At 60.8% G+C, this 20,751-nt stretch carries 19 protein-coding genes and 2 pseudogenes; 8 read left to right on the top strand and 13 right to left on the bottom strand.

Annotated features, from left to right (window positions below):
• Positions 1-316: 316 nt before the first annotated feature.
• The 6 genes and pseudogenes from NI18_RS08085 to NI18_RS08065 all read right to left on the bottom strand — a co-directional run bounded on the left by NI18_RS08085 (position 317) and on the right by NI18_RS08065 (position 6,599).
• A complete protein-coding gene (locus tag NI18_RS08085; protein WP_037529265.1) occupies positions 317-1,372 on the bottom strand; it encodes a hypothetical protein in 1,056 nt (351 codons plus the stop codon).
• Between the two features lie 173 nt (positions 1,373-1,545).
• Complete coding sequence (locus NI18_RS08080) at positions 1,546-2,901, bottom strand: N-6 DNA methylase (protein WP_198526967.1); 1,356 nt, start codon at positions 2,899-2,901, stop codon at positions 1,546-1,548.
• 196 nt (positions 2,902-3,097) lie between these two features.
• Positions 3,098-3,871 carry an RES family NAD+ phosphorylase gene (locus tag NI18_RS22220; RefSeq protein ID WP_052149073.1) on the bottom strand — a complete coding sequence of 258 codons (774 nt, stop codon included), beginning with the start codon at positions 3,869-3,871 and terminating at the stop codon, positions 3,098-3,100.
• 39 nt (positions 3,872-3,910) lie between these two features.
• Entirely contained in the window at positions 3,911-4,414 is a 504-nt protein-coding gene (locus tag NI18_RS22215) for a hypothetical protein (protein WP_052149072.1), read from the bottom strand.
• A gap of 84 nt (positions 4,415-4,498) precedes the next feature.
• A pseudogene (locus NI18_RS08070) lies at positions 4,499-4,962 on the bottom strand (hypothetical protein); the annotation flags it as partial.
• 191 nt (positions 4,963-5,153) lie between these two features.
• Positions 5,154-6,599: an ATP-binding protein gene (locus NI18_RS08065; RefSeq protein ID WP_037529263.1), complete on the bottom strand. Its 1,446-nt coding sequence runs from the start codon at positions 6,597-6,599 to the stop codon at positions 5,154-5,156.
• 82 nt (positions 6,600-6,681) lie between these two features.
• On the opposite strand from NI18_RS08065, the gene NI18_RS24210 reads away from it, so the two are divergent.
• Positions 6,682-7,371 carry a hypothetical protein gene (locus NI18_RS24210; RefSeq protein ID WP_128082130.1) on the top strand — a complete coding sequence of 230 codons (690 nt, stop codon included), beginning with the start codon at positions 6,682-6,684 and terminating at the stop codon, positions 7,369-7,371.
• A 367-nt stretch (positions 7,372-7,738) separates the two neighbouring features.
• On the opposite strand, the gene NI18_RS08055 is transcribed toward NI18_RS24210, so the two are convergent.
• From NI18_RS08055 to NI18_RS25575, 3 genes are read right to left on the bottom strand one after another with little or no spacing between them, the layout of a single operon-like run.
• Positions 7,739-8,041, bottom strand: a complete 303-nt coding sequence (locus NI18_RS08055; RefSeq protein ID WP_037529260.1) for a hypothetical protein — start codon at positions 8,039-8,041, stop codon at positions 7,739-7,741.
• Between the two features lie 7 nt (positions 8,042-8,048).
• Entirely contained in the window at positions 8,049-8,819 is a 771-nt protein-coding gene (locus NI18_RS08050) for a WYL domain-containing protein (protein ID WP_037529389.1), read from the bottom strand.
• Between the two features lie 36 nt (positions 8,820-8,855).
• Positions 8,856-9,029, bottom strand: coding sequence for a hypothetical protein (locus NI18_RS25575; RefSeq protein ID WP_198526966.1), 174 nt, complete (start codon positions 9,027-9,029; stop codon positions 8,856-8,858).
• On the opposite strand from NI18_RS25575, the gene NI18_RS08045 reads away from it, so the two are divergent.
• From NI18_RS08045 to NI18_RS08030, 6 genes are all read left to right on the top strand, one after another.
• On the top strand, positions 9,019-10,038 hold the full coding sequence (locus NI18_RS08045; RefSeq protein WP_198526965.1) for an exonuclease SbcCD subunit D C-terminal domain-containing protein: 1,020 nt from the start codon (positions 9,019-9,021) through the stop codon (positions 10,036-10,038). The two genes, NI18_RS25575 and NI18_RS08045, sit on opposite strands and share 11 nt — an antisense overlap.
• Entirely contained in the window at positions 10,035-13,109 is a 3,075-nt protein-coding gene (locus NI18_RS08040; RefSeq protein WP_037529259.1) for an SMC family ATPase, read from the top strand. The genes NI18_RS08045 and NI18_RS08040 overlap by 4 nt, the downstream gene beginning before the upstream one ends.
• Before the next feature lie 93 nt (positions 13,110-13,202).
• Positions 13,203-14,129 (top strand): AAA family ATPase, encoded by a 927-nt coding sequence (locus NI18_RS26680; RefSeq protein ID WP_306286288.1) that lies wholly within the window; start codon positions 13,203-13,205, stop codon positions 14,127-14,129.
• 2 nt (positions 14,130-14,131) lie between these two features.
• Positions 14,132-15,043 carry an AAA family ATPase gene (locus NI18_RS26675; protein WP_306286287.1) on the top strand — a complete coding sequence of 304 codons (912 nt, stop codon included), beginning with the start codon at positions 14,132-14,134 and terminating at the stop codon, positions 15,041-15,043.
• The gene (locus NI18_RS26670) at positions 14,925-15,269 is read left to right on the top strand and encodes a hypothetical protein (RefSeq protein ID WP_306286309.1); all 345 of its coding nucleotides are present in this window, start codon (positions 14,925-14,927) and stop codon (positions 15,267-15,269) included. The genes NI18_RS26675 and NI18_RS26670 overlap by 119 nt, the downstream gene beginning before the upstream one ends.
• Positions 15,262-17,025 carry a UvrD-helicase domain-containing protein gene (locus NI18_RS08030; protein WP_037529257.1) on the top strand — a complete coding sequence of 588 codons (1,764 nt, stop codon included), beginning with the start codon at positions 15,262-15,264 and terminating at the stop codon, positions 17,023-17,025. The genes NI18_RS26670 and NI18_RS08030 overlap by 8 nt, the downstream gene beginning before the upstream one ends.
• Before the next feature lie 2 nt (positions 17,026-17,027).
• Here the strand turns inward: NI18_RS08030 and NI18_RS08025 are convergent, their stop codons facing one another.
• The 4 genes and pseudogenes from NI18_RS08025 to NI18_RS08015 form a co-directional block, all read right to left on the bottom strand.
• Positions 17,028-17,762, bottom strand: coding sequence for an RES family NAD+ phosphorylase (locus tag NI18_RS08025; RefSeq protein ID WP_157840500.1), 735 nt, complete (start codon positions 17,760-17,762; stop codon positions 17,028-17,030).
• Between the two features lie 417 nt (positions 17,763-18,179).
• Positions 18,180-18,314, bottom strand: a pseudogene (locus NI18_RS23170) (ATP-binding protein); the annotation flags it as partial.
• Complete coding sequence (locus NI18_RS08020; protein ID WP_306286303.1) at positions 18,302-18,514, bottom strand: DUF4142 domain-containing protein; 213 nt, start codon at positions 18,512-18,514, stop codon at positions 18,302-18,304. The pseudogene NI18_RS23170 and the gene NI18_RS08020, both read right to left, overlap by 13 nt.
• A gap of 189 nt (positions 18,515-18,703) precedes the next feature.
• Positions 18,704-19,888 carry a cytochrome P450 gene (locus NI18_RS08015; protein ID WP_084215098.1) on the bottom strand — a complete coding sequence of 395 codons (1,185 nt, stop codon included), beginning with the start codon at positions 19,886-19,888 and terminating at the stop codon, positions 18,704-18,706.
• Positions 19,889-20,009: 121 nt separating this feature from the next.
• Here NI18_RS08015 and NI18_RS08010 point away from each other — a divergent pair, with 121 nt between their 5' ends.
• Positions 20,010-20,507, top strand: a complete 498-nt coding sequence (locus NI18_RS08010) for a TetR/AcrR family transcriptional regulator (protein WP_037529253.1) — start codon at positions 20,010-20,012, stop codon at positions 20,505-20,507.
• The last annotated feature ends 244 nt before the right edge of the window (positions 20,508-20,751 follow it).

The following is a 20,751-nucleotide window of genomic DNA, read 5'->3' as shown; positions in this document are numbered from 1 at the left end:
AGCCGTAAAAGGTGCTCGCAATTTGACGTCGCCACAGCAACGGCATGAACGGCACATAACCCATTTATCGTCTTCCCGCCGCGCGCCGGGTGATCCATCTGGGTAAACCGTTCACTCCGCTCTAGATGGGAACCACGCTTCGAACAGCGTCAGCAGGAACCGGGTGTCGGCACCTAGTCGGACTGCCCATAGCCGAGCAGCGCGGGAAATAAGCCGGCGTGCTCTCGATCACTGGATCGAAGGCCAAAATTGAGTATCAGGCCACCGCTGCGAAGACGCGCTGTCCCCGCGTCCGATCGGTTCAATAGCGTGGTCGCTAGACTGTTGCTTCCTCCTCCGGGGGCGGCGGTGTTGCCACGCGCTTGCGGCGTTCGCGCACTTCCTCATGCATGTTAATCGGCGTGGCACCCAACACGCGCACCACCATCGCGGTCAGAAAGCGGCCGGGACACAACACGTCCGGCGTGCGATCCCGAAGAATGCTCACTCTCGGCAGTCGGGTCAGCACATCGTCGATTTTGGTCTCGGGGATGGTAGGCGCAGGCTCGTCATCATCGTCGTCGCTTGCTGGATCGGACCCAAGATCCAATATCCCATCTTCAGGCTCGCTTTGGGAGCTGGGGACAGCGACATCATCGTCATAGTCCATCAGGATCAGGCAGGTTGCGTGATAGGCGTCATCTTCCTGGCCGAGCTTGGCCAGAAGATCAAACAGCCACTCCGCAGTCTTCAGCTCCTTTTGAAGAATGTCGGAGCGCACGCCGAAGACAAATCCCAGCGCAGCCAGCGGATGCCTCAAGCGAAGGTTTTTCGCGTCGCCGTAGGATTCCTCTACCCGATTCGGCGCATTCTTACCGTAGGAAGAATCCATCCGCTTCGTGGAGATCAATAGCTCGGGGCCGGTCTGCCAGTCCGAGATGACGACATCGACCTGCTTCAGATAATTTTTGCCGAGAATGACGGCTGATGAAGAGGTCACGCCCGTGATGGACGCCTTCTTTGTAACATGCGCCTGCACTTGCTCGCGCAGTTTGACCGGAAGCGAACTGATCAGCGGGCCGATAGCTGCCGGGATCACGCGCGGGTGGGTCGGCCTTGGCCAGATCTGGTCCGGCCGGAAGCCGGCCCTACGCAATTCGTAACTCAGCCACACGTCGAGCGCGAGCGCCGGCACGCCGGACTGGGTCTGCGCCTTCAAGTGAAGCGGAACTCCAAGCAGGCGTTCGAGCGTAGCATAATCAGGCTCGAAACGTAGTTGCTGGTCCGCGCCTTTGACCCAAGGGTTGCTGTGCACGCCGTTTGGCGCGGCATCGGCGACAATCCGATCGTAGAGAACCCAGGCGTCCGCCTTCGATGATGTTTTGGCTGCCACGTCCTGTCGTTACCCCTGCGCCCGGATCATACGAGCATCATTGCTGCGATCGGCATCAATCCGCATAATGCCGCCAGCGTTGCATGGTCCCGATCGCCTCTTCAAGCTCGCCATCGTGCGCCGTAGTTATTGCCGCCGGCGACGGAAAAACGATCCGGCCCCCTTCGCGCGGTTCAAGCTTGAGCATGCCTCCGCCAAGCGCATGGCCCTCTAGCTCGCAGCTCAGTCGGACGAAGGGTGAGGACCATGAAGGCAGATATCGGGCTGCAAGTGCGGCGTCGCGGACCCTTACCGAATGGACGCTGTTGGTGCAGGAGACCCCCCCAACATTTTTTAACGAGATTCACCGTGCGACCCGACATGTAGCTCATCACAAAGTCGGGGATTTGGACGTCCGGCACGGCATACCAGGGCGCGCGATTGCGACACTTATAACCAAGCCGCGCTTCGCGTCCCGGAGCGCTATCAAGATAGCGTCGAACAGCGATCGGAAGTTCCTGATCCCGCTTCAAACGCAGCAGTAGCATCTCATCGTCGTTGCGCGTCCACGCGTCGACTGTCGCTTTGGTGATCTGCTTAGCCGGCATCGCTCGACCGTTGCGGATGGCTGGCAGCAGATAGGCGGAAGAGATGCCCAGGCGCTTGGCCTCTGACGGTCGCAAATGGAAGAAATCATTGGCGCCGCTGATATAGCCGATCCCGACGCTGGCGAATTCGGACAGGCGACGCGATCCGGGGTCCGCGACGGCTGCCTCATAGAGACGCCGCACGGATGCAGGCAAAAGATAGGGCCGCAACCGCTGGCTCCAGACGCTGCACCACTCCTCTAAGTTGATGGTCATTGTCGGCTTCGGCCGAGCTTTTCCGGGCACAAACCGATCAAGCACGGTCAAGTCAATGCCGTCGGCCTTGCCGCCAAAGCCCTCGGTATAAAGCAACCAGCAATCTTCAGAGAGCGTCGGAAACAATTTCTCGCGCACGGCAATGACATGAACCGTCGAGAAGGATGAAACTAGGAAGTCGAGCAACGGAGCTGCATAAGGCGCGTGGCCGATCTCCGCTGGCACAACGAAAGCCATCCGGCCGCCGCGTTTGAGCAGACCAGCGGTTGCGACCAGAAATGGCGCCCAGGACGAGGTCAGTCCGCTAAAGCGTGCGCCGAGGTCGAGGCACAAATCGAGCGCACGCCGACGCATCTCGCCCTTGAACAGCTGGTAACGGATGAAAGGCGGGTTGCCTGCCGCGCATTCAAACCGCTCGCCGGTCTCGGTAGCCCAGGTGAAGAAATCACCTTCATGAACGAGCGCACCCGGTGCGCGCCCGATCGCAAGGTGCGCCGAGATCGGATTTTGCTCGATCCCAACGCTGTTGCGATGAAGCGACAAAAACTGGCCGTCGCCGCAGGATGGGTCGATCATGCGGTCGCTTGGTTTACGGCAGGCCCATGCGACCAGCGCTGCGCTTACATCGTCCGGCGTGAAAAAAGCGCCCGACCGCTTCTGCGAATATTCCGGCGCTTCAACATTCATGGCAACGACTCTACCCACTACCGCACGCCTCGCAACAAATTTGCCACACGGAACATATAACGAACATACTTGCTTGCCAAGCTGCACGAGGATCTCGATAGCACCATCGCCCTATGACGTGACAATCATCCTGATCGGTACCGGGAAAAGGTGGGCGAGGCCCCCGCTGGGCGCCATCACCATAGGCTTCCCGTCTTCAGAGATCTGCGTCGAAATCTCCGTCATGAGCATCGGCAGACGCATGCGTGAAAGAGACACCGGTGACGTGATGGGTCAGTACGGATCCGGCAACCACCGCTAGCCCAGCGGAAGGGGGCTCGAGGCGCCACGATGTCCAGAAGTCCGTCGATTCAACGGCCGGCTCCGGCGTTGTCGCGTCGCTGGCGGACTCGCTATTCTCGACGACGGCCGCATCTCCGAAGATGACGATATTCCTGCCATCCGGCCGCTGCGCGGACGAAAAGATGATCGCATCGATCTTTTTTCTTGTCGCCGGCGCGTAGACATCGAGCTCATTGCAGATGAATTCCGCGACCGCCTGGGTCGGTATATAGTCGAGCAGCGTATCGTCCGGTAGGACTGGCTGGCTGATCTCGTACATGAACCTCTGCATGAAGCTCCATTGCTGCAGCCGCTCGGTGTAGTTGACAGAGAACACGCTGCGTCGACGGATCGGTCGTTCAAAGCGTGTCGTGTCGAGCACGACAAGCGGACGGACAATCGTGAACGCGGCGCCCACAACCTGCGACCCAACCGACGGGCGGATCTCCGCGACGCAGGTATCGAACTCAAAGGCGGCATAGAAAGCCGGCACGCCAGCCGCATTCATACGGCCAGGGGCACGGTAGCGGCGTGGCGGCGTCCCGAGCAGATTGGCCGGATCGACGATCGCTTTGTCTCGCTCGGCAGCATTATTGATCTGCCGTGCACGGTAAATCTGAATATCAGCCCCTGCGCCTAGTTGGTACACGACAGGCTGGTCGCGATCGTCCTTCTGCAGATGAATATTCTAGAAAATTTGCTTCAGTCTGCCCCGCGCGATGTCGCTGAAGAACCGTCGGTTGTACGTGATTTCTATTTTGAACTGATCCCACGCCTCACTGCGGGGATTGTAGCTACTTTCGTACCGCACATAGCTCTGATCATCGGCGTAGAAGGTTTCACCACCGTCGTGCGGATCAGCAGGATCGTCGTCGATCAGCTGATTGACGATCTCGCGAGCGATATCGTCGTGCTCTGCTTGTGTCAGGTCGCCTACAAGTTCGACCAGGCTCATGCCCTGCTGCTGGTAATCAGGCTTGTCGCCATCGCCCGCGAAGTAAGGCTCGTAACCACCGGTCACATAATTTGGCGCAATCACGGCATCGATGATCGGCGCGATCGCTGCGACGGGAATACCGCTACGCGACGGATGGAAATCACATTTGAGATCGCGAGGGAAATTGGGCCGGATATCCTTCAGCCTGCGCCTGAACCCAGGCTCATCGAAGCAGAACGGGCAAAGCGTAGTCATACGCAATGGCCTTTCGGACGTCCAGCGACCGACAATAGAAACCTAGCGCTCATCAACATGTTCGGAGACAAACCTCACCACCGATCAACCTCGGCCGGCCACGGCTGAGGCCGCCGCAGGCATGACCGTATAGACGGCCTCTCGTTGTGCACCACGATTGTGATGGTCGATGTGGTAGCCCTAATAATGGCCCGGACTAAACCCGCACGCACCAAATCCGAGACCGCGCGACTGACGTTACAGCGGCCAGACCGCCGAACCCGTGAACGGACCTCATCATCGATTAGCCGATCGGCGTCGCCCGAATCACTCGGCAGCAGATGATCGCGCACGAGCGACATGCGTACTTCCTCGACGATGGCGAGCCGGCGCGCATCACGTTTTGCCATCGGCACTAGGGAGTCGCACAACCAGTCACGCAAAGGCACCCTACGATCTTCCTCCACCACATAGGGGCCGGCGCTGCCGTTGTTGCTGTTGGCGAACTTGGCGATGAGATTGAGAACCATGAATGCATAGCGAGGCCGTGGCGATGCATCGGCTAACCGAGGCGTCGGGGTTGGCGGCAAGCTCCTTAGCGGTCGCTCCCGCTAAAACCCCGACGCCAAGCTCAGTGCCGGGCAAATCGAGCACTAGGGCAGCCGATCGAAAAAGGCACATCCCCTTGCCCGTACTGCCAACGAAGTTGGCAAGCGCGCCGTCCAAATGACGCAAATTCGATCGACGGGATCCCACGCGCCTAGCGGCCCAGCAGGCGCCGGAAGCTGAACTTTGGCTCCGGCGCGCTCGTCAGCGCAGCGGCCGCGGTCTTGCCGATGATGTCGGTCAGGGCGCCTTCGAAATTGCGCGTCACGTCGTCATAGCCGGTTTGGGCGTGAACGAGCTCGTGCAGCAGCGTGCCGGCGAAGTCCGGTAACGATGCGAGCTGATCCCTGCGGATAACAATCGAATTCGTCTCCCCATCCCAGAGGCCGAGAGCATCGCTACCGGTCGCGAAATCGACGCGCATCGTATTGCTGACTCGAACCGCGTGCACACGTGCGGGGAGTCCGCCCACCAGATCAACGATCGCCTGCGCCTGGCCGAATACCACCCGCTCACCGGGTGCTAGTCCGCTCGGCTCAACAAAATCGAATACGAAGCTATTATTCCATTCCGACTGGTATTGGCCGAGGTCGCGGATCGGCGCGCCCGACAGATCGGTCATGCCCGAGACTTCCTGCTGGATCGTATCCGGGATCATGATGATACGGATTCCGTCGCCACGGGCATGGTCGACCGCTGACGAGTTGCTCATCAACTGGTCTGCGGTCACGAACAGATAGTCGCCGCTAACGCTGAGGATCCGTACCGCATGGATCGCGACCTCCTTCCACCGAACCTCGTCGCTCCCTTCCCCGGATTGCATCGCCTGGAGCTGGCGTGCCAGCTCCTCGGCGACGTCGCTCGCGGTGGCGTTGAGCAGCATCTGCTTGACGCGATCGGTATAGGCGGTGCGCCCGACATTGGTCCGCTCGCGGTTGAGCGCCTTGCGCATCGGCTCGGTGAGCGCGGTGATATTGTAGGAGAAGGCGAAATTCTCCTCCTCGGCGACCAGCAGGCCGGCGACATAGATTCTGGCCACCGCGCCCGGCTTGCGGCGCAGGATGTCACCGATTTTGGTGCTCTCGAGAAGGTCCTCGTCGGAAAAGCGGAGGAAAAAGCCCTTAGCCTTGTCCATCTGCTCGTCGCTCAACCCGCGCAGCACGATCATCGTGCCGGTCATCGTCGGATCGGAAGCTGGCTGCACCGCCGCGTGCAGGGTGACGACATCGGCGAAATCGCGCTTGGCCACCTGCGCAAGCGTAATCTCACCATGCGCCGAGCGTATATCGACCTGGACACCGTTGCGATGGAGTGTCGCCATCGCATCCTTCAGGCCGACACCGAACTTGCCGATCACCTTGCCGGAATTCTGAAGCTTCTCGACATTCTCGTTCTGCGTAAAATGTTCGTAGCGCAGGCCGCGACCGTAATCGCGGATGATCCAGCTGCCATCTTCGGCCTTGAAGACCTCGATGTCGCTGGTGTCGCTGAGCTGCTGCTCGTCGATCGCGTTGGCGATCAGCTCGCGAACCGCATGGGCGCTTTCCCAGGCTTCGAGGATCTTCTCGATGTTGAGATCGAACAGACGTGCTTCCGTCATTTGCCACCCTCCCCCCGCCGCCGGTTTCCGGCAAAGATCCTTTGAAAGAAAGTCGAAAAAGTCGCTGCTCGTCTTCCGCAAGTTGGAAGCGCGGATCGCGCCTCATTGCTTCACGATTGGCGGAGACCTTGGCTGCCCACTTCCCGCTGGAGTCCTGTTTAGCGAGGAGGTGGTGATGTCCGTAAGCGCGCAGCAGGTAGCCGAAGCCCATGAGCAGCTCCGGACGTTGGTGGAAGAGATGGTGTGCCACCTCCATGAGTGTATCGTACCCGAAACCAACGGGTTTTCCGGCTTTTGCTGTTTCGATCACCTTCACCATCCGGATGGGCACGCGCACGTCCGAAGGCGTACTAAGAAGGTCGGCGCAATAGGCGACCAGATCGTAGTTCAGTTCGGCCCAACGATGATAATAGCCGACCAGATCGTCCACCCGGTCTTCGGCCAAGGCCCACCCAAATATCTCTGTTCGCAATTCCTGCTCAGCCGCTGCCGCGGCGGCGCGCCAAGTCGCCTCTTTTGCTGCTTTCTGTTGCTCCCGCAGCCGGCCAAGCTGCGATATGGCCGTGCTCTCGGCTGCAGCGAAATCGAACGCACAGACGGTTTGGCGATCGACATCGATGAGGAGCTCGTTCCACGGAACAAGCCGCTCGATCCAGTCGTCGATGATACGCTCGCCCTCGATCCGAGGCTGCCGGTGCCACACGCGTACGACCAGCTGGCTCGCCGCGATGGAAGCCGTGACGGTCGCGTCGTCGACGACAAGGATGTTTGAGTTGTTGCCGAACAGGATGTCGTCGGTAGTCATTCGCCGATAGCTCGGGTCGAAACTGGGCAAGACCCAAACGAGCGCCGCCCCTTCCTGCCGGTAAAAGCGCTTCCGCCCGAGGACGACATCAAGGAAGGTCGTGCTGAGCTGCACCTCGAACGCCGTTCGAAGCTTGCCGTGCCGGGCGGATACGTCGGGACGACGCAGGCCTGGCAGACCCTCGCTCGCTCGCCAAGTGGCCTCCACCCGCACTTCGGAGAAACCGGGGTCTGCCGCGAGGCTGCGCACCAGCAGTTCCTTCGTGCGCAGATGTGCGTCGCTCTCCTGTGCGCCGCGATATTTCATGGCGCGCATCTCGGCTTCGGTCAGCCCGCTATGAGTGACCGCCGGACAGGAGCCGTCCTCCGAACGGTGCCGGAGGTAAAAAATTCTTGTGCATGCTGCTCGCCAGGAACAGCGTGACGCCGCACATCGGGCAGACCAGGCGCGGCCGTCCACGACTGGCTGCGTCTTTCAAAATGCCCCTCAGGCGGATGGCTGCGGCGTAATCGAAAAAGCGGATCAGACGCTTGGCGTCGAGCAGGCGGCCGGTACGACGGCTGCGCGCTTCGATGATCGCGGGATCGTCGACCGGGGTGGCCCGCTCACGGGGATCGATGGTGACGTTGCCACCCATCGCGCAGTCAATACCGCTCGAGCCGGGCGCCGGGGCGATCAAGCCCCCAACGCCGCTCGATGTAGAATTCGAGGGCTCGCCGCGTCTCGAAGCGGATATCGTCGCCCACGAAGCCATATTCGAGCCGGACCGCCCGCTTCTGCTCCGCCGTCAGATCCGCTCTGGGCCGCAAGCGGACCTCGACAATCATGTCCCAGTCTTCGTCCGGCGGCAGCGTGTCCTCGATCGGGCGCATCTTGAAGCTGCTACCGTCCGACACCCGTACAGGCAGGAAGTCACGCCACTCGTTGCGATCTGGGCTCCAGGCCCGGACATGCAATCGCTCGCCGTCGCTCGCGATATGGGCGGGCGCGATCCATTGGCGATCGCGGCGGCCGGACGACATCGACACATAGTCGATCTCGACGAAACAGCGCCTTTCGATCGCCTGATTTAGCTCGCGCATTACCGGCGCCGGACATTGCCGGCTCGGTCCGGGAAGCCGCGCAAAATCCTGGTGGGCCTGTGCGTATATCGCTTCAAGCGAAGGCGGCTCGGCCGCATCTTCGAGTCCGCGATGCGCCCAGTCCGCGACATAGGTTTTGCGAACGGGGTCATAGGACGGTGCGGGCGCGCGCACGCGCTCCATGTAGATCCGGAAGTCGACCGCCGCCTGTGCGTTGGAGATACCGAACCGCTCGATCAGGTCGCGCCTGTTCGCCTGCCCCAGCCAGGTGAGGCATTGGTCCAGATAGTGTAGCCTCGCACGCTGTGCGGGCTTGAGCTCGCCGTCGGTCATGATGGGACCTTAGTTGACTCTACGGGTATAATCCATCTAGTTTCTACACGCATAGAAAATAGATGGAATCACGGCATGCGGATTTTGCACACGAGCGACTGGCATCTCGGCCGCCAGTTCTTTCAGCTCCCGCTCGACGATGATCACGATACGATCCTCGCCCAGATCGATTCGGCCATCCTCGAGCATTCCCCCCGACGTGCTGATCATTGCCGGCGATATCTTCGACCGCGCCGGGCCACCGCAAACCGCGCTCACGCGTCTTCGCGACTTTCTGGTTCGGGCGACGGCCAACCCAGGACTCGCCATCGTTGTCATCGCCGGCAATCATGATGCGGCCGCCCAGATCGGCATGCTCGGCGTCCTCGCGCCGATCGAAAAGGCGCTGATCCGGGGACCGCTCGATGCCAACGATCTGCCGATGATGCTCGAAGACGAGCACGGGTCAGTTGCTATCTCTGCCCTTCCCTTTTCCTATGAGTTCGCCGCGCGAGCCTGCTTTGACGCAGAGGATATCAGCTGCCCAGCCGACGTCATCGCAGCCCAGGTCAACGCCGCGCGTGACCGTGTCCCGGCCGGCGCTCGCTGGATCGTGGTCGCCCACAGCTTCGTCGAAGGCGCCGCCCCGACGGACAGCGAACGGTCGCTGTCACGCACCGTCGGCGGAATCGAGACGATCAGCGCGGAGATTTTCGACGGCGCCCACTATGTCGCGCTTGGGCATCTCCATCGGGCGCAATCGGTGGGAGCACCGCACATTCGCTATTCCGGCTCGCCGCTCGCCTTCGGCTTCGACGAGGAAGGTCAGGAGAAATCGCTGACGCTGATCGACATGGGCGCCGATGGCTCCATCGAGACAACGGCCATACCGCTAAAGCCCCGACGGCAGGCCCGGACGATCCGGGGGACGCTCGAGGAGCTCGTCGCAGCGCCCGTTGGCTCGGAAGATTTCATCCGCGTGGTCCTCACCGATGAGACGCCCCAAATCGATCCGATGAAGCGAATCCGTGTGCTCTACCCCAATGCTGTCCAGCTCAGTTACGAACGCGCTGAACGCACGCTGGAGGAGAAGCTGGGTGAAGGGCGCGCCGCCATCGACGATCCTGAGACCCTTGTCTCCGACTTCATAGAATTCGTTCGCGGGGAAGCACCGGGCGAGATCGACACCCAGCTAGTGAACACACTGATCCACGAAGCACGTCAGGAGATCGAGGCGTGAAACCGCTCAAGCTTTTCATAACCGCCTTCGGGCCCTATGCCGCGACCGAGGTCGTCGATTTCCGCCGCGCCGTCGATGCAGGCCTGTTCGGGATCTACGGGCCCTCCGGATCGGGCAAATCCTCGATCTTCAGCGCAATGGCGTTCGCGCTCTTCGGCGAAGGTGCGAGGCACGAGCAGCCGACGACCAGCATGCGGTCAGGCCATGCCGCAGCGCAGACCCTCACAGAGGTGTCTTTCCTATTCGAGCTGGGCGGCAAGCGATACTTCGTGCGCCGGCAGCCAGAGCAGAAGCGGCCTAGAATGCGGGGCGATGGCGAGACCGACCATGTCCACACCGCCTATCTATTCGATGTAACTGATATCGAGGTCGATGATGTCTCGGTCGACAATTGCGGGACGGTGTTGGCCGAGAAGCGGGTCGGCGTGGTCAACGAGCGCATTCGCGATTTGCTTGGCTACGACGTCGAGCAATTCCGCCAGATCGTCCTTCTGCCTCAGGGGCAATTCGAGCGCTTCCTCGCGTCGGACAGCAAGGCGCGTCTGGAGATATTGCGCGGCCTGTTCGACGTCTCGCTCTACGAGCGGATGACCGAGCGCCTGAAGGAGCGTGCCGCCGAAGCCCGCACGACCTACCAACAGGGCATGTCGCTGCACGTTCAGCAACTGACCAACGCCGGGTTCGCCAGCACCGATGATCTGACCAGCGCGATCGATGCAGCGGAAGGACGCTGCGCCGAACTCGATGTTGGCGCCGCCACGGCCGACGCGACCCGTGCTGCCGCCGCCGCCACGCTTGGCAATGGTGAGGCCCTGCAGAAATGTTTCGATGAAGCCGGCGCTGCTGCGACCGCGCTCGCGGCCCTTCAAGGACGCCAGACCGATATGGACGCCCTTCGCGAGCGCCATACGGCGGCCGGATGCGCGGCGCAGCTGGTCGATCGTGATGACGCCGTCACGCGCGCGGTCACAGCCTTGGCTGCGGCCAAGGACACGGAGACGATCGCCTCGCGGCGCGTGATCGAAACCGTGGCGGCAGAGGCGACAGCGCAGCGGACACTGGAAGATCTTAAAGCCAAGGTCGGTGAAATCGACGCCTTGAAGCAGCAACTTTCCGATTTCGATCGCTATGCTACGGTCCTCGCCGATGCCGCCGATTTGAAGGTGCAGGCCGAGAATACCGAGAGCCTGGTCGCAAGCTCTCGGACCGCGGCCGCGATGGCCCGGCAACAGGCCGATCGTGCAACGCAAGCGCTCGTCACCCATCGTGCAAACGTCGATCGGGCGCATGCCAACCAGAATGAACGGGTGCGCCTCACCGCAGATCGAGACCGCGTTCAGCGGCTATCGCGCCACGCACGCGAGGTGGAGCGGGCTCGGACGGCCCTGGACATCGCCGAAGGACTTCTGACGAAAGCGCAGACCACCGTGGCGGACGCACGGTTGCACCGTAGCGGCCTTGAGAGCGCGGTCCGTGATCGGCAGGCGGAATTCATCGCTGGCCAGGCGAGGCTGCTCGCCGAGAGCCTTGAGAGCGGCAGCCCCTGCCCTGTCTGTGGCAGCGCAGACCATCCCCGGCCAGCCCATGGTGGCGAGCCAGCCGCCGGATTGGAGGCCGCATGGTGTGAGGCGCAGGTCGCTTTCGACAGCGCCGCAACGGATGCACAGACGGCGGAATCAGCATTCAGCGCTGCACGCAGCGTTCGGGATGAACGAAAGACTGCCCTGGAAGCGCTGGACGCGCCCGAAGGCAGTGCCGCGGATCTCGAGAGTGAGGCCCTGCGGATGGGCAAGGCGATCGAGGCGCTGGGCGCTGCTGTCGATGTTGCGTCCCTCGTCGGACAGACCGGGACGCTCGAGGGCAATGTCACCACAGCGGACGCCGAACGCTCGACGAAGGCCGAAGCAGAGCAGTCGGCGGAGACAGCGGCCGCGCTCGCCCGGCAGTCATATAATGACCATATCGCCGCAGTTCCCGAATCGCTTCGCGACGCAGCCACGATCACGCTTCGGCGGAGCACCGTCAGCACACAGATCGACGACCGTCAGCAGGAGATCCAGACGGCGCAGGACACCTGCACGCAGAGCAGCGCCGATCGCGCCGCCGCCGAAAGCGACCGAACGGGTGCGGCAAAGCGTATCACCGAATGCGACCAGGGCCTTGCGGATGCGCGTACCGCTTACGAGACAAGGCGCGACGAGCTCGGCCTAACCGATGAGCAATATCGAGCCGCGAAAGCCGATATTGCGAACATCGCGACCATGCTCGAGCAACTCGACACGTTCCGCGAAAACCTGACGCGTGCCCAGAGCCGGGCCGAAGATACGAGCGCGGCGATAGCGGAGCGTGAGCGACCAAATCTCGAGCTTCTCCGCGCAGACCGGGATGCCGCGCACGCAGCCGCCGCGACCGCCACCCGCACTGCCGCCGATGCGCGGGCGGGTTGCAACCAGCTGACCCAATTGCTCGAAAGCCTTCGCCAGCAGATGGAGCGTCTCGCGCGGTTGAACGAACAATCCGGTCCTTTGCGCGCTCTGGCCGACGCGTTCGAAGGCCGCAACGCGATGAATATCACTCTGGAGACCTACGCCGTCGGCGCGATGTTCGATCAGGTGCTGGAAGCCGCCAACCTTCGCTTCGGTCCGATGAGCCAAGGCCGGTACCGCCTGGAGCGCGACGTGCAGACGGTAGGCGGTCGCAGGAAGCGCGGTCTCGATATCCGCGTGCATGACATCCAGACCGGGCGTGCGCGCGAAGTCACGACCCTGTCGGGCGGCGAGACCTTCATCGCCGCTTTGGCCTTAGCGCTTGGGCTTTCAGATATCGTGGAGATGACGCATGGCGCGATCCGTCTCGACACAATCTTTATCGACGAGGGATTCGGCAGCCTCGACAGCGACAGCGACGGTGGGACCTTGGACCAAGTTCTGCAGGTTCTCCAGGATATCGTCGGCCAGCGCAGGGCGGTCGGTCTGATCTCGCACGTTCCGCTCGTGCAACAGGCGGTGCCCAATGGGTTCACCGTTATCAAGACTCCAAGCGGCAGCCGGATCGAAGAGCGGATCGTCTAAGGCTAGTTGGCTGAGGAGCCCTTACCTTAAGAACGCTGTCGGCGGGGACAGTCTCCTCCCGATCTGCTAATCGATGTTGAGGGGGGTAAATGCATGCGAATTAACCGGGCCAAGATTGAGAATTTCCGGCTGCTCCGCGATGTCGAGATCGGCTTCGAGGAGCGCACAACACTCATCGTCGGCCGCAACAATAGCGGTAAGACGTCGATCGCCGAGTTGTTTCGGCGACTGCTGTCCGATCGCGCGTTGAGCTTCCGTCTCGAAGACTTCTCTCTTGGTTGCCATGAATGTTTTTGGACCGCGCTGCTTGCTTACCGGGCAGCGCCTGACGCATCGGAGACGCTAGGACAGCTTCCCGCGATCAAGCTCGTTCTCGATATCGGATACGAGGTCGACGCCACCGACCTTGGGCCGCTCAGCGAGTGCATTATCGATCTGAACCCCGATTGCCATGAGGCGCGTCTCGAGTTTCGTTTCGCTCCAAAAGCCAATGCCTTGCAGCTTCTGTTCGCGGACTTCACCGAGCCGCTCGAGAGCCATGACGAGGATCGCGCGCGGGTCTTCCGGTCGCTCGGAGATCGCATCGTCACCGCCTATTCGGGGTCGCTCGAGGCCGTTGATCCAAACGACGCTACAAACCGCAAAATGCTCGAACCCAAACTTCTTCAAGTGCTCGTGGGCGGCGGTTTCATCAACGCGCAGCGCGGGCTCGACGATGATACTTTTCGCGAGCGTGACGTGCTCGGTAAGGTTGTGGAGGTGCTGTTCCAGTCGGCACTGAACGATGATCTGGATCCGGAGCGACGTACCACCGCCGAGCAGCTCAAAGAGGCTGTCGACCAGATCCAAGGCGACCTTCATATCGGCTTCAACGCTAAATTGACGTCGCTCCTGCCAACGTTTGACCTCTTCGGATATCCCGGCCTCCTCGATCCTGGCCTGGTGACGGAGACTAGTTTCGACGCGATAAGCTTCTCAACAATCACACCCGGTTGCGCTACCGCGGGGTCAATGGCGTGACGTTGCCAGAGACCTACAACGGGCTCGGAGCCCGCAACCTCGTCTATATGCTGCTGCAGCTGCTCCGCTTCTTCCGGGAGTTTCAGGGAACGCCGACCGCGGCGGGTGTGCATCTGATCTTCATTGAGGAACCCGAGGCGCACCTGCATCCTCAGATGCAAGAAGTCTTCATCCGGCAGCTCGAACGCATTTCGAACGCGTTCGTCGCACAGCTAAACGCCGATCGGCCATGGCCGGTCCAGTTCGTTGTCACCACTCACTCGCCGCACATGGCCAACGAAGCACGCTTCGAAAGCCTGCGCTATTTCCTGTCGATCCCGGACGGACCGGTGTTGCGTCGCTCCGTCGTGAAAGATTTGCGCCAGGGAATGGGAGGGACGCCTGTCGAAGATCGAAACTTCCTCCATCAATATCTCACCCTGTCGCGCTGCGACCTATTTTTCGCCGACAAAGCTGTGTTGATTGAGGGAACGGCAGAAAGATTGTTGCTCCCCGCGATGATTCGAAAGACCGATGCCGCCGCGGTTGGCGAGCCCCAGTTGAGTAGCCAGTATCTGACTGTCATGGAGGTCGGCGGTGCCTATGCCCACCGGTTCTTCGAGTTACTTGCCTTCCTTGAGCTCCGGACGTTGATCATCACCGATATCGATACTGTCGCCCCAGGCGCGAATAACAAGCGCGTCGCGGTCCAAGTCGCGTCCGGTACGTTCACCAGCAACGCCTGTATCAAAAGCTGGTTCGAACCAGATGTGAGTCCAGAGCAACTCTTGGCCAAGACGGTTGAGGAGAAAACCGGTGGAGGGCGACGCCTTGCTTTTCAGGTCCCTGAACAAGACGGCGGACCTTGCGCCCGCAGCTTCGAAGACGCCTTCATTCTCGCCAACCCGGACCTTTTTCGACCTCGGCGAGGGTGACGTCGCGGCGCTGGCCTATCAGCATGCGGCCGAGCAAAAGAAATCAAGTTTCGCGCTTGAGCATGCGATCGTGAACACCGAGTGGCAAACGCCGCGCTATATCGCGGAAGGGCTGCGGTGGCTGGCGCAGGGCAATCCGGCTCCGACCCTGGCGCCGGCGGCGCTGGCCGCCGAGCTGGTTGCAGAGGTCATCGAGGCGGTCGACGGCGGCCACGCTAATGGCTGATGAAGAAAGCGCCGCCGATATCGCTGGTCGCGTCGCGCTCGAACGCGTGTATGCTTGCCTCGACGCCGGACAGAGCTTTCGCCTCGAAGCCGGTGCGGGAGCCGGCAAGACCTATTCGCTGGAAAAGGCGCTTCGGCGCCTGATTGTCCAGCGCGGCACGGATCTTGTGCGCAAGCGGCAGCAGATCGGCTGCATTACCTTTACGAACGTCGCGAAGGACGAGATCATCGCGCGCGTTCAGGCGCATCCCGCGGTTCGGCCCGAAACAATTCATGGTTTCTGCTGGTCATTGCTCCAGGACTTTCAGTCGGATCTGCGCACCGTTGTGCCTGCCCTGCCGGGATGGGCCGACCGTCTCGCCGAGGCGGGTGCTGAGGCGCTTGGCAGCCGCACCGTCAAATATGATCTTGGTTATCCGCGGGTGACGCCGGACGAAGTTTCGCTGAAGCATGAGGACGTGCTTTTGGTGATGATCGAGCTCCTCACTCGTCCAAAATTCCGCCAGGTGCTTTCGACCCGCTATCCGGTCCTCCTGATAGATGAGTATCAGGACACAGATGCAGGCTTTGTCGATGCCCTCAAACAGCATTTCCTAGATACCGGCACCGGTCCGGTCATCGGCTTGTTTGGAGATCACTGGCAGAAAATCTACGGTGAGGGTTGCGGCGCGGTTGAACATGCTGCGCTCGAGGCCATCGACAAGAACGCCAATTTTCGCTCGGCCGAGCCGATCGTCGCCGTGCTCAACCGGATGCGTCCGGGGCTGGACCAGATAGCAAGCGATCCGGATGCGCAGGGCGAGGCGCGCGTTTTCCACTCTAATGCGTGGCCGGGGCAGCGCCGGACGGGCGGACATTGGGCTGGCGATACATCACCGGAGGCCGCTCGCGCATATGCCGACCATCTGAAGCGGCGCCTGGGAGACGAAGGTTGGGATTTTGCCGTCGAACGCACCAAAATCCTGATGCTCAGCCACAGCGTGCTTGCGAAGGAACAGGGCTATTCCACGATTCAGAGCATCTACGGTCGGTTCAACGGCGCGTGGCTCAAGAAGGAGGATCCGCATATCAAATTCTTGGCTGACCAACTCGAACCCGCCGTCGCAGCCTTTCAGGCGCAACGCTATGGTGAGATGTTCGAGGCCCTGGGCGCGGGCAGGCCGAGCATCCGACAGCATCAAGACAAGGTCGCATGGACGCAATCCTTAGAGGAGCTCTTCAAATTGCGAACGTCTGGCTCGATCGGCGAGGTGATCGATCTCATCAGGGGTCAGCCTCACATACACTTGCCCGAAGCGGTGTTGGAACGCGAACAACGTCTCGCAGACGCCGGGCCGGAGCCGATTGAAGGCGAGTCGAGCAGAGTGACGCAGCTGCGCAAATTGCGCGACGTCGCCTACACCGAATTGATGGCGGTGGACGCTTTCATCGACGGACACACGCCCTTTGCGACGAAGCATGGTGTGAAGGGAGCCGAATTCGAAAACGTGCTGGTCATCGTGGGCCGCGGTTGGAATATCTACAACTTCGCGCAGATGCTGGAACGTCTCAATCGCGGTCCACCTGCCGACAAGGTCGAATCCTTCGAAAGCAATCGCAATTTGTTTTACGTAGCGTGCTCCCGGCCAAAACGGCGGCTGGCGGTGCTGTTTACCCAGGTCTTGAATGCCGCGGCTATGGCCGAAGTGACCCAATTGTTTGGCGCAACCAATGTCGTTGCCTTGCCCGCCAACCCATTGCCGACAGCCGCAGCGTAGGCTCATTCCTGATAGTGCTCCCGCTCCTCCAGCTCTATCTCCCAGATTTCGACCGATCGGCTCGGCTGCTCATAGGTGACCGCCCGGATATCCGTGATTTCTATGCTATCCGGCACGAGAGCCAGCGTTTCCAGTCTTGGATCGACAATGGCGGTCGCTGAGGCCGGCGCTGGATTAGGATCGCCGAAGACTCGTGACGCGTGATTGAAAAGGACGACGTTGCGGCCTTTGCCGCCGGTTTGGGTGGACCGATAGATCAACCCATCAAGCGGAGGCTCAGCGCGCTGCGCCAGATAGTCAGCTACGATCTGGGTCGCTAGATAGCCGAACCCTTCCTCTCCTGGCATCACTGGCTCAGCGATACGCCGACCGAAGGCACGTAGGAACAGTGCGCGTTCCATCTTCATTTCATAATCTGGATCGAAATGACTTGCCTTGGCGACCACCATCTCGAGCAAATCGAAATCGAGAAGCTGGAGCGGCCGCTGAAGCTCGAAGCGGCCTGACACTACGGTTGAGCCCACCGGCGGCCTGATTTCGGCGACGCAGGTCTCAACATCGAACGCCCCATAGAAAACCGATACGCCGGCAGCGTTCATGCGCCCAGCTGAGCCGGCACCAGTGGGTAAGGGACCGAGTTGTGCGGCCGGTGCCCGCAGGATGTCAAAGGCCCTCGCTTCAGTCGCGACATGTCGCGCACGATAGAAGCCGGTGCCGGGGTCGCAGGTCTTGATCACTGCCTGTCCGCGCCAGGTCCGATCCTCCGACAACGGACCGAAAATCTTGGCGAGCCACTCCTCCGCGTGGCGGTTGAAGAAGCGAGCCTGAGATCTCACTGTCTGCGTGAACGTCTCCCACTGACGGTCGCGGACGCCCGACGGATTCTGGATGACGACATAGCCGTCTTCACAATCGTAGAAGGTCTCCCCCCCCGCTCGCTACATAACCAGCAAGCGAAGCGAGCTCGTCTGCGATCTGCTGTGCGAGATCGGGCTGCAGCCCTGCAATGCCTTCTATGATCGAGGGGATATCGTCACCATCGCCGGGCTCAAAGTGAGCTTCCAACTGTTGATTTGCACTGAGAGTTGACCCGGCGTTTTCATCGAGAAGTGACCCGGGTCGTGGGGGTAATGTCAGGCCCGCGGAGTTGCGGGTCAAGTCGCAGCCTTCTCCTTTTTGGACTTGCCGGCCTCTGACCGGACGCGGAACCGGAAGCTGTCGTTGCCGGTCTCGACGATGTGGCAATGGTGAGTGAGGCGGTCGAGGAGCGCGGTAGTCATCTTGCCTTCGTCGTGCCGGTATGATCGGTGATCATCTGCTGGGCAAAAGACTTGATGTCGTCGCGCTTGCTTTTCGTCAGAGCCAGACGGCTGGACTGAATTTCGTAATTGTCCGAGTCAGCCGCCAATTTGACATAGTCGGTCGCTGATGTTGCAGAGAGGGGCGACACCCCCACCTCTGTCGGCGTCAGGGATCCGGTAGAAGCCATCATGTCCTGAGCGACGACAGGCGTAGCATCATGATTGCGGCAGCGCTGGAAAGTATAAGAGCTCGAAGCATCGTTTTCTCCTGTTAATATGTTCTTTTGAACGTCTCGTCATTCTTGCCGGTTCCGTCAGGCAAGGGAGGGGCTACCGAGCCATATGATGGCTGCGGGAAGCAATGCGGCAGCGCCGGGTCAGGTTCCGGAACTCAAGCTGATTGTGGGTGCAATGCGAAGGCGACAATCGCGAAGTTCATACCCTGTGATCAACGCGTTCCAGTTGATCTTCGGCGGTGCTTCCAGCGTTAAGTCCGCAATGCGCAGCAGGCGATCGAGAAAGATTGCGGTTTCGAGAATTGCGATGCTCGCGCCAGGGCATCGATGCGAACCATCACCGAACGCAAGCCCTGCGCTACCGACCCGCGCTGCCAAGGCGCGATCAGGATCGACTGCATGCGGACACGCGCCCACCGCCGCAACATCAGCATTCGCCTGGCGGATATCGATTTTGAAAATCTGGCCGGAATTTGGATTCCGTCGCGAAAGCTCTCCGACGACCGGTTCGAGCCTAAGGATCTCTTCTAAGATGGCGATCCGCCCGGTCTCATCTGTGGCAAGGAAGCGTGTCCGAAGCTCCTCGCGCTCGAGCAAATGCCATCCCGCCATCGTGATGAATTCGCGTGTCGTCACCATGCCGGCGGCAGCGTAGGTCACGCACTCGGTAAGAATCGCGCGATCAGAATAGCCTTCGGCGATCAAATGCGAGATCACGTCTTCGCGTGGGGCACGGCGACGCGCAAGAACCGCTGGGAACACGTCTCGAACGTAAAAGTTAAGCATGTGGATCTGCGCCCGCGCGAAGCGTGGCAGATCGAGGATCGACTTGCCGAGCGCGACATTGCCAGCGTGAAAAAAGCGTTCGAGCCGACGCGCCATCCCGGTGCGATTACTATCGGTAACACCGACAACCTCGGCCGCAACGGACACCGCTAGCCGCATGCTCATGTCGTCCAGCTTTGCGTGGCCGCGACGCTGCATGTCGCCGATTAACGCATCGGATTCACGCTCGATGATCGCACGGTAGCTGGTGTCGACGGTTTTGGGGGTGAAGAACCGAGCGGTCGCAGCACGCTGACGGCGATGGCGCTCACCGTGCTGGAAAATGATCGGCGCAAAGCGCTCGTCGCTGAACCTTGCCATCAGATCAGCGCGGAAACTCGCCTGATGCAACTCATCATCCCGGAGCAGCGCGCGTGCTTCCGAAAAAGACTGGACTGGGCAATCGCGACCCATGGGCCGCGATGGAATGCTTTTTCGATCATCACAGAGATCGTCGACCCCGCTGGACGGTTCGCGCGATAGCGTGGAATACGAACTCATCGCTTTGCTCCTTTACTCCAAGGTCCGCTATATATGATCTACTGTGGCTCATAAAAGGGGTAATAGCGAAAAGGGCGTGGACGCTCGTGTCACGCGAACCCGTTCGCTGCTGCGCGACGCGATGCTGGCGCTGTTGCAAAACGGCGACGCGCATTCGATCACAGCGCAACGTATCGTCGCTCATGCCGGAGTCGGCTACGCGACCTTCTTTCGCCATTATCCCGGCGTCGACACGCTGTTGCTCGACGTGGCGGATGAGTTGATGGGACGGTTGGTTAAGCAGGTGGCCCCGGCTCTCGTACGTGGAGACGTGGGAAACGCCGTGCGATCGGTCGTAGAGTTCGTCGATCTACACCGGCACGCGTCTGCAGCTCTGCTGGTTGGCGGTGGCGATGCAGTGCGACAGGAAGTAACGGCTCGCGCCATTCGATACGCAGAGGGGCTCGATCTTCCGTTTGATTCATCCGTGCCTCGCGGACTCGCTGTTCGCGTCGTAGTGGGCGGAATAATCACCATTTTAAGCTGGTGGTTGACGGAAGGACTGACCAGTTCAGCCGATGACGTGAGCAGCTTGATCGAACGATTAACGATACGCGCCCTTGTGACGCCGCAGACGTAACACCGGAGTACGGCTCGGTGCTCCCGAGGTTGGTAGAACGCGTGCCAAATGCTACCCTACAACCCTGGCGGACGCAGACGTATTGCCCGGTATCAAACCGGTCTAATTGCGCTCGATGCTCCAACCCGCCAGCAACGCGCGCAAGGCAGCGACTGACCTGCTCCCCTTTTTCAGGCCACTGATAAGTTAGCTTCCGTGTCCTCATGCCCCTGGCGGGGGCGGTTGGTGAATTCGGCGGGTGCCA

Source organism: Sphingomonas sp. Ant20, assembly GCF_000783375.1.
Taxonomy (GTDB): domain Bacteria; phylum Pseudomonadota; class Alphaproteobacteria; order Sphingomonadales; family Sphingomonadaceae; genus Sphingomonas; species Sphingomonas aerolata.
This window is presented reverse-complemented; position numbering and strand designations above follow the sequence as displayed.